7 protein-coding genes are annotated in these 8,366 nt (G+C 72.4%); 6 read left to right on the forward strand and 1 reads right to left on the reverse strand.

Going from position 1 to position 8,366, the window contains the following annotated elements:
• The first annotated feature begins 59 nt into the window (after nt 1–59).
• The 6 genes from hpaE (at nt 60) to D8M29_RS01130 (ending at nt 8,041) form a co-directional block, all read left to right on the forward strand.
• On the forward strand, nt 60–1,604 hold the full coding sequence (gene hpaE / locus D8M29_RS01105; protein ID WP_036339693.1) for a 5-carboxymethyl-2-hydroxymuconate semialdehyde dehydrogenase: 1,545 nt from the start codon (nt 60–62) through the stop codon (nt 1,602–1,604).
• Between the two features lie 261 nt (nt 1,605–1,865).
• Nucleotides 1,866–3,032, forward strand: a complete 1,167-nt coding sequence (gene hpaD / locus D8M29_RS01110; RefSeq protein WP_127435123.1) for a 3,4-dihydroxyphenylacetate 2,3-dioxygenase — start codon at nt 1,866–1,868, stop codon at nt 3,030–3,032.
• Nucleotides 3,033–3,426: 394 nt separating this feature from the next.
• Nucleotides 3,427–4,212: a 2-keto-4-pentenoate hydratase gene (locus tag D8M29_RS01115; protein WP_036383622.1), complete on the forward strand. Its 786-nt coding sequence runs from the start codon at nt 3,427–3,429 to the stop codon at nt 4,210–4,212.
• Nucleotides 4,213–4,351: 139 nt separating this feature from the next.
• Complete coding sequence (locus D8M29_RS01120; protein ID WP_036339703.1) at nt 4,352–5,212, forward strand: HpcH/HpaI aldolase/citrate lyase family protein; 861 nt, start codon at nt 4,352–4,354, stop codon at nt 5,210–5,212.
• A 209-nt stretch (nt 5,213–5,421) separates the two neighbouring features.
• On the forward strand, nt 5,422–6,372 hold the full coding sequence (locus tag D8M29_RS01125) for a hypothetical protein (protein ID WP_036339705.1): 951 nt from the start codon (nt 5,422–5,424) through the stop codon (nt 6,370–6,372).
• A 172-nt stretch (nt 6,373–6,544) separates the two neighbouring features.
• Nucleotides 6,545–8,041: a YdiU family protein gene (locus tag D8M29_RS01130; protein WP_127445761.1), complete on the forward strand. Its 1,497-nt coding sequence runs from the start codon at nt 6,545–6,547 to the stop codon at nt 8,039–8,041.
• A gap of 27 nt (nt 8,042–8,068) precedes the next feature.
• On the opposite strand, the gene D8M29_RS01135 is transcribed toward D8M29_RS01130, so the two are convergent.
• On the reverse strand, nt 8,069–8,366 hold a 298-nt coding region (locus D8M29_RS01135), incomplete at its 5' end, for an oxidoreductase C-terminal domain-containing protein (protein ID WP_305034209.1).

Raw genomic sequence — 8,366 nt, forward strand, 5'->3', positions numbered from 1 at the left:
CCGTCGGCTCCAGGCCCCGATCATCAGACCCACCCGAAGCACTCAGTGAAAGAGACACCATGACGGAGAAGACCAGCATCGAGGCCCGCACGCCCGAGGGCCTGCCCGACGTCCTGCGCCACTACATCGACGGCGAGTTCGTCGACTCGATCGACGGCGACACCTTCGAGGTGCTCGACCCGGTGACCAACGAGCCGTACCTGACGGCCGCCTCCGGCAAGGCCGCGGACATCGACCGCGCCGTCGCCGCCGCGAAGCGGGCCTTCGAGTCCGGCGAATGGTCCCAGGCCCTGCCGCGCCAGCGTTCCCGTGTGCTGCACCGGATCGCCGACATCATGGAGACCCGCGGCGACCAGCTGGCCGAGATGGAGTGCTTCGACACCGGCCTGCCGATCAAGCAGGCGAGGGGCCAGGCCGCTCGCGCCGCCGAGAACTTCCGCTTCTTCGCGGACCTGATCGTGGCCCAGCACGACGACACCTTCAAGGTGCCGGGTCGCCAGATCAACTACGTGAACCGCAAGCCGATCGGCGTCGCCGGCCTGATCACCCCGTGGAACACCCCGTTCATGCTGGAGTCCTGGAAGCTGGCCCCGGCCATCGCCACCGGCAACTCGGTGGTCCTGAAGCCGGCGGAGTTCACCCCGCTCTCGGCCTCCCTGTGGGGCGGGATCTTCGAAGAGGCCGGCCTGCCGAAGGGCGTGTTCAACATGGTGCACGGCTTCGGTGAGGAGGGCTACGCGGGCGACCCGCTCGTGAAGCACCCGGACGTGCCGCTGATCTCCTTCACCGGCGAGTCCCGCACCGGCCAGATCATCTTCGCCAACGCCGCCCCGCACCTGAAGGGCCTGTCCATGGAGCTCGGCGGCAAGTCCCCGGCCGTGGTGTTCGAGGACGCGGACCTGGACGCGGCGATCGACGCGACCATCTTCGGCGTGTTCTCCCTGAACGGCGAGCGCTGCACCGCCGGCTCCCGCATCCTGGTCCAGCGTTCCGTCTACGACGAGTTCGTGGAGCGCTACGCCGCCCAGGCCTCCCGTGTGAAGGTCGGCCTGCCGGACGACGAGACCACCGAGGTCGGCGCCATCGTGCACCCGGAGCATTTCGAGAAGGTCATGTCCTACGTGGAGATCGGCAAGACCGAGGCTCGCCTGGTGGCCGGCGGCGGCCGCCCGGAGGGCTTCCCCGAGGGCAACTTCGTGCAGCCCACCGTGTTCGCGGACGTGGCCCCGGACGCCCGGATCTTCCAGGAGGAAATCTTCGGCCCGGTCGTGGCCATCACCCCGTTCGACTCGGACGAGGAGGCCCTCGAGCTGGCCAACAACACCAAGTACGGCCTCGCGGCGTACATCTGGACGAACGACCTCAAGCGCGCCCACAACGTCGCGCAGAACGTGGAGGCCGGCATGGTGTGGCTGAACTCCAACAATGTGCGGGACCTGCGCACCCCGTTCGGCGGGGTGAAGGCCTCCGGCCTGGGCCACGAGGGCGGCTACCGCTCGATCGACTTCTACACCGACCAGCAGGCCGTGCACATCAACCTCGGCGAGGTCCACAACCCGGTCTTCGGCAAGCAGGAGCAGGCCGCGGCGAAGATCGACGGCTGACCCCGCGCCCACCGGCGACCACGACGGCGCCCGCACCGTCCCCGCGACGGTGCGGGCGCCGTCGTCGTGGTGGGGCCGGGCCGGGTCTCTCCCCCGGCCCACCCGACGCGGGTTGAGTTGTCGCGGGTGCGGGCGCCCCGGACCCGCGACAACTCAACCCGCGTTCCTCGAGAGCCTTCCCGCCGACCTCCCGGATCGTATACGATCGAGTGAGCGACCGTGTCCCAGGCCACAGCGCACCGCCATCACCAAGGAGCACCGATGACCAACCTCGAGAGCCGCCAGAAGACCTCCTCCGGCTTCTTCGTCACGAAGGAAGCCCCCATCGACCCGGAGAACCCCCTCCCCACCCCGACGTCCGAGGCGCCGGACATCCTGCGCTGCGCCTCGATGGAGCTCGTGGTCACGGACCTCGCCGCCTCCCGCGAGTTCTACGTGGACGTGCTCGGCCTGGTGGTCACCGAGGAGGACGAGGAGACCGTCTACCTGCGCTCCATGGAGGAGTTCATCCACCACAACCTGGTGCTGCGCCAGGGCGAGACCGCCGCCGTGGCCGCGTTCTCCTACCGCGTACGCACCCCCGAGGACCTGGACAAGGCGGTCGCCTTCTACGAGGAGCTGGGCTGCCGCGTCGAGCGCCGGAAGGACGGCTTCGTCAAGGGCGTCGGCGACTCCGTGCGCGTCGAGGATCCGCTGGGCTTCCCCTACGAGTTCTTCCACGACGTCGAGCACGTGGAGCGCCTGGCCTGGCGCTACGACCTCTACACCCCGGGCGCCCTGGTCCGCCTGGACCACTTCAACCAGGTGACCCCGGATGTGCCGCGCGCCGCCCGCTACATGCAGGACCTGGGCTTCCGCGTCACCGAGGACATCCAGGACGAGAACGGCACCGTCTACGCCGCGTGGATGCGCCGCAAGCCCACCGTGCACGACACCGCCATGACCGGCGGCGACGGCCCCCGGATGCACCACGTGTGCTTCGCCACGCACGAGAAGCACAACATCCTGGCGATCTGCGACAAGCTCGGCGCCCTGCGCATGTCCGACCACATCGAGCGCGGCCCGGGCCGCCACGGCGTCTCCAACGCGTTCTACCTCTACCTGCGCGACCCGGACGGCCACCGCGTGGAGGTCTACACCCAGGACTACTACACCGGTGACCCGGACAACCCCGTGGTCACCTGGGACGTGCACGACAACCAGCGCCGCGACTGGTGGGGCACCCCGGTCGTGCCGTCCTGGTACACCGATGCCTCCCGCGTGCTGGACCTCGACGGCAACCTGCAGCCGCTGGTCTCCCGCACCGACGACTCGGAGATGGCCGTGACCATCGGCGCCGACGGCTTCTCCTACACGCGCGAGGGGCAGGGCGAGGAGTCCCTGCCGGAGTGGAAGCAGGGCGAGTACAAGCTCGGCAACCAGCTCTGACCGGCACGGCCGGCACCGCTCCGGGACACCACGACGACGGCGGGCACCCAACGCAGGTGCCCGCCGTCGGCGTCCGCCCTCCCTGCCATCCTCCGCGTCTCCCCGCCCCACGCCGTTCGAGGCGGAAAATCCATCTCATTCGAGCGAGGAGGGCCAGTTTGAGCTCGATTTCCCGCCTCGAAGCATGGGGAGCAGGGGTGTCCCGCCTCGCAGACGGGCCCCGAGGGGCTGGCCTGGCTCACGGTGCACCGCCGCAAGCCCGGGCTGGGCATCGGGACGCGCACCCCGGACTGATCCGGGGCGGTGACAGGATGGCGACGGGGCCGGGGGCCGAGCCGCGTAATCGTATACGATCAAGGCCAGGCCCCTGCCCGTCGTCGTGAAGGAGACCGCTGTGCTGGACCACGAGACCCACGTCAAGATCGCCGACGAGCTGCACCGCGCGGGCATCGACCGCGTGCCCGTGCCGCGGCTGACCGCGCGCTACCCGGAGATGGAGATCGAGGACTCGTACGCCGTCCAGCGCATCTGGGCCGAGCGCCAGGTCGAGGCGGGCCGCCGCAAGGTGGGCCACAAGATCGGCCTGACCTCCAAGGCCATGCAGGACGCGACCGGGATCGACGAGCCGGACTACGGCGTGATCTTCGACGACCAGGTGTTCGAGTCCGGCCACGTGTACGAGTGGAAGAAGTACACCCATCCGCGCATCGAGATGGAGCTGGCGTTCGTGCTGCGGGACGAGCTGCGCGGGCCCGGCCTGAACCTGATGGACGTGCTGCGCGCCACCGAGTACGTGGTGCCCGCGCTGGAGGTGCTGGACTCGCGCATCGAGATGGCCGGCCGCACCATCACGGACACCATCTCGGACAACGCCGCCCTGGGCTCCCTGGTGATCGGCGGCCGCCCCGTGGGCGTGCACGACGTGGACCTGCGCTGGGTCTCCGGCATCCTCTCCCGCAACGAGGAGATCATCGAGACCGGCGTGGCCGCGGGCGTGCTGAACCACCCGGCCAACGGCGTGCACTGGCTGGCCAACCGCATCGCCGGGCACGGAGACGCGCTCGAAGCCGGTGAGATCGTGCTCGCCGGCTCCTTCACCCGCCCGATGTGGGTCTACGAGGGCGACACCGTCTACGCCGACTACGGCCCGCTGGGCACCATCACCTGCCGCTTCGCCTGAGCCGCCCGCCGTCGTCGTCGTCCCGCTCACCCGCCCGCCCGCAACGCGGGTTGACCTATCACCAGTACGACCCCGCTCCACCCGCGACAACTCAACCCGCGTCGGGTGGAGGGCGCGGAGAACCCCGGAGGAACATCCCATGCCCGTCCGCCACAACCCGCAGCCGCTGTTCCGCGACCTCTTCACGCCCGAGGCCGTCGCCGCCCGTGGGGGCCGCCCCGCCGCCGGCATGTTCCTCTCCTCCGGGGACCCGACGACGGCGGAGATCTGCGCCGGCGCGGGCCTCGACTACCTGCTCATTGACGCCGAGCACGCCCCGCTGACCCTGCAGGACGTCCTCGCCCAGCTGCGCACGATCGCCGGCTACCGCGTGCCCACCCTGGTGCGTGTGCCGGCGCTGGACACCGTGGCCATCAAGCAGTTCCTGGACCTGGGCGCCCAGACGCTGCTGGTGCCCATGGTCGACGACGCCGCGATGGCCCGCAGCGCCGTGGCCGCCGCCCGCTACCCGGACGGCTCCGCCGAGGGCGGGGTGCGCGGCGTGGGCTCCGCCCTGGCACGCTCGGGCCGCTGGAACCGGATCCCCGGCTACCTGCCCGGCGCGGCGGACCACGTCTCCGTGATCGTGCAGATCGAGACGGCCGCGGGCGTGCGCAACGCCGACGAGATCGCGGCGGTGGACGGGATCGACGGCGTCTTCATCGGCCCCTCGGACCTCTCCGCGTCCCTGGGCCTGCTCGGCCAGCAGTCGCACCCGGAGGTGGTGGCCGCGGTCGAGGAGGTCATCACGAAGGTCAAGGCCGCCGGGAAGATCGTGGGCGTCAACGCGTTCGTGCCCGCGCAGGCCGACGCCTACGCCGCCGCCGGTGCGGACTACGTCAACGTGGGCGCCGACGTCGCCCTGCTGGCCCGCGCCGCCGAGGCCCTCGCCGACCGCTGGTGCCCGGCTCCGAGCGACGCCGCGGGCGACGGGGAGGGCGCGCCCCGCGCGTCGTACTGACCTGGTCATCCCCTCACTTCGGGGCGCGAAATCCACCCCATGGACGCCCGATCCTGGCCCATGACGTGGATTTCCCGCCTCGAATGGCTCGGGGCCGGCGCTTCGGGGGACGTCGCCGCCTCCTGCACAACCGCACCGGGCCCCCTCGTGCGTCCCCAGGCCCCCGCTCGTCCGTCTCGGGACGCGGAGCGACGGGGCACGCTCGCCGCATGCCCCGTCGTCCCGCCCCGCTGCCGCCGTCGATCGACCCCGCCGCCTTCACGGTCGACGACGCGCGCCGGGCGGGTGTGACGTGGTCCCGACTGCAGTCCTCAGACCTGCGGCGGCTGCGCCACGGCATCTACGGGCCGGCCGGCCCTGCGGCGGCCTCCGTCCGTGAGTGGACGATGGATGAGATCCGCGCGTATCAGCGGCGCCATCCCGACGTCGTCGTCAGCCATGAGACCGCCGCGCGCCTGCACGGCCTGACCGTGCCCGCACGGCTGTTGGCCCCCGGTGCGGTGCACGTCAGCGTCGGCACCTCGGGCGGCCGGCCGGTCCAGGCGGGTCTGGTGCCCCACCGCATCGAGGTGCCGGAGGGACAGCGGATGACGCGGGGCGGCGTGCTTGTGACGACGCCGGCCCGCACCCTGTGGGACCTGTGCGCGGCACGGGCGGCGCTCACGGAGCGGGACGTCGTCGTCGCCGGTGACGCCCTGCTCTGCCCGCCGTGGCTGCCCGGCGGCGGACGCGGGGATCCCGCCTACACCCCGGAGGAGCTCGTCCGATCGCTGGCCGAACGGGGACGTTTCCGGGGGCGCGGACTGGCCCGGGCAGCGCTGGCGAGGATGCGCGTGGGGGCGGATTCGCCGCGCGAGACGCGTCTGCGGCTGGCGCTCGTCGATGCCGGGCTGCCGGAGCCCGAGGTGCAGTGCCGGCTGGACCCGTCAGACCGCCGCGCTCCGACGGTCGACCTCGGGTATCGGCCGTGGCGCCTCGCGTTGCAATACGAGGGCGAGCACCACCGCACCGCCGAGCAGCAGGCCCGCGACGTGCTGCGCGACCGCTGGTGCGCCGACCACGACTGGCTCTCGATCAAGGTCATGTGGGCCGACGCTCGGAACGACTACGCGGACGTCGTCGCGCGGGTGCGGCGCCGGGCGGCCGCGTTCGGTGGGTGACCCGGTGAGATCCACGGTCACCGCAGTCCGCCACGGCCCCCCGTTTCGAGGCGGGAAATCCAGGTCAAAGCGCTCTGGTCCACGCCCGTGGGGTCGATTTCCCGCCTCGAAAGGACGGGCCCGGTGGGAGTCGGCCCGTGAACACCCGGCCTCCCCCACGTAGCGTGGCCCCATGACCGTGCCCGCCCCCACCCTGAGCTCGCATTTCGCCGACACCTTCCCCGAGCTCGCCCTGCCCTGGCAGGCCCAGGCCACGGACGGCCCGCAGCTCGTCCTGCTCAACGCCGGCCTCGCGGCGGAGCTCGGCCTCGACGCCGAGTGGCTCGCCACCGACGACGGCGTCTCCTTCCTCACCGGCGAGCAGCCCGGCCCGGACGCGAGGCCGGTCGCGCAGGCGTACGCGGGCCACCAGTTCGGCCACTACTCCCCTCGCCTGGGCGACGGGCGCGCCCTCCTCCTCGGCGAGCTCACGGCTCCGGACGGTCGGCTCCACGACCTGCATCTCAAGGGCTCCGGTCGCACGCCCTTCGCGCGCGGCACCGCCGACGGGCAGGCCGTGCTCGGCCCCATGCTCCGCGAGTACGTGGTCTCCGAGGCGATGCACGCCCTCGGCGTGCCGACCACGCGGGCGCTGGCCGTCGTCGCCACGGGCCACCCGGTCCGCCGCGAGACCGTGCTGCCAGGCGCGGTGCTGGCCCGGACGGCCGCCTCGCACCTGCGCGTCGGCACGGCCCAGTACGCCGCGGCCCTCCCCGAGCAGGCGGACCCCACGGAGGTGCTGCGCCGGATCGTCGACGAGGCCATCGCCCGCCACCACCCGCACGCCGCCGACACCGAGCACCCCGCGCTCGCGCTCTACGAGGCGGTGATCGCCGCGCAGGCCGAGCTCGTCTCCCGCTGGATGCTCGTCGGCTTCGTGCACGGTGTGATGAACACGGACAACATGACCCTGTCCGGCGAGACCATCGACTACGGCCCCTGCGCGTTCATCGACGCCTTCGACCCGGCCGCGAGCTTCTCCTCGATCGACGCCCAGGGCCGGTATGCGTACGGCAATCAGGGGCCCATCGCGGCGTGGAACCTCGCCCGGTTCGGCGAGGCCCTCGTGCCCGTGCTCGACGACGACCCCGACCGCGCCGTCGCGCTCGCCCAGGAGGCGCTGGGCCGGTTCCACGGCGCCCATCTCGCGGCGTGGCGGGGCGGACTGCGGGACAAGCTCGGTCTCCCGGCGTCCGTGGCGGAGGACGACGTCGCCGCGCTCACCGACCGCCTGTTCCCGTGGCTGGCCGCGGCGCGGGCCGACTGGACCTCGTTCTGGGTGCGGCTGGCCGAGCACACGGCGGCGCCCGTGGACGACGACGCGGCCCGCACCGAGGCGGCACGACTCGTCCCCGGCGCCCCGGACCCCGCGGGGCTCGCCGCCTGGCTCGCGGACTGGCGGGCGATGGGTCCCGATCCGGCCCGGATGCGCGCGGTGAACCCCGTCTACATCCCACGGAACCACCTGCTCGACGAGGCCCTGACGGCCGCGGAGGACGGGGACCTCACCGCCGTCCACCGGCTGCTCGAGGCCGTCACGGATCCCCTCACCCCGCGCCCCGGGTTCGAGCGGCACGCGGAGCCGGGTCCGGCGGACGGGGCCCCGTTCGTCACCTACTGCGGCACCTGACCGCTTTCGTCGACGAAACGGGCGCCCTCACCCCCGCGCCAGCGACTTGACCGGCACGGCCGGGTCCGCGAGCGCGGCGGCGTCCACCACGATCCCCCGGTCGATGATGCGCCGGGCGGCCTTGACGGTCATGGGGTCGTCGATCGACGCGGCCCCGCGCAGGGTCCCGTCCGCGGCCAGGGCGAAGCTCGCCACCACGACGCCGCGCACTTCGCGATCCACGATCCGCCCGCCGGCCGGCACCGTCATGTCCCCCACGGCCTCCACGTGTGCGTCGTACCGGTCGGACCAGAACCACGGGGCGCCCGGGGCGTCCGCCTGTCCC

Origin of the sequence: Micrococcus sp. HSID17227, assembly GCF_003989405.1 — a bacterium.
GTDB lineage: Bacteria > Actinomycetota > Actinomycetes > Actinomycetales > Micrococcaceae > Micrococcus > Micrococcus luteus.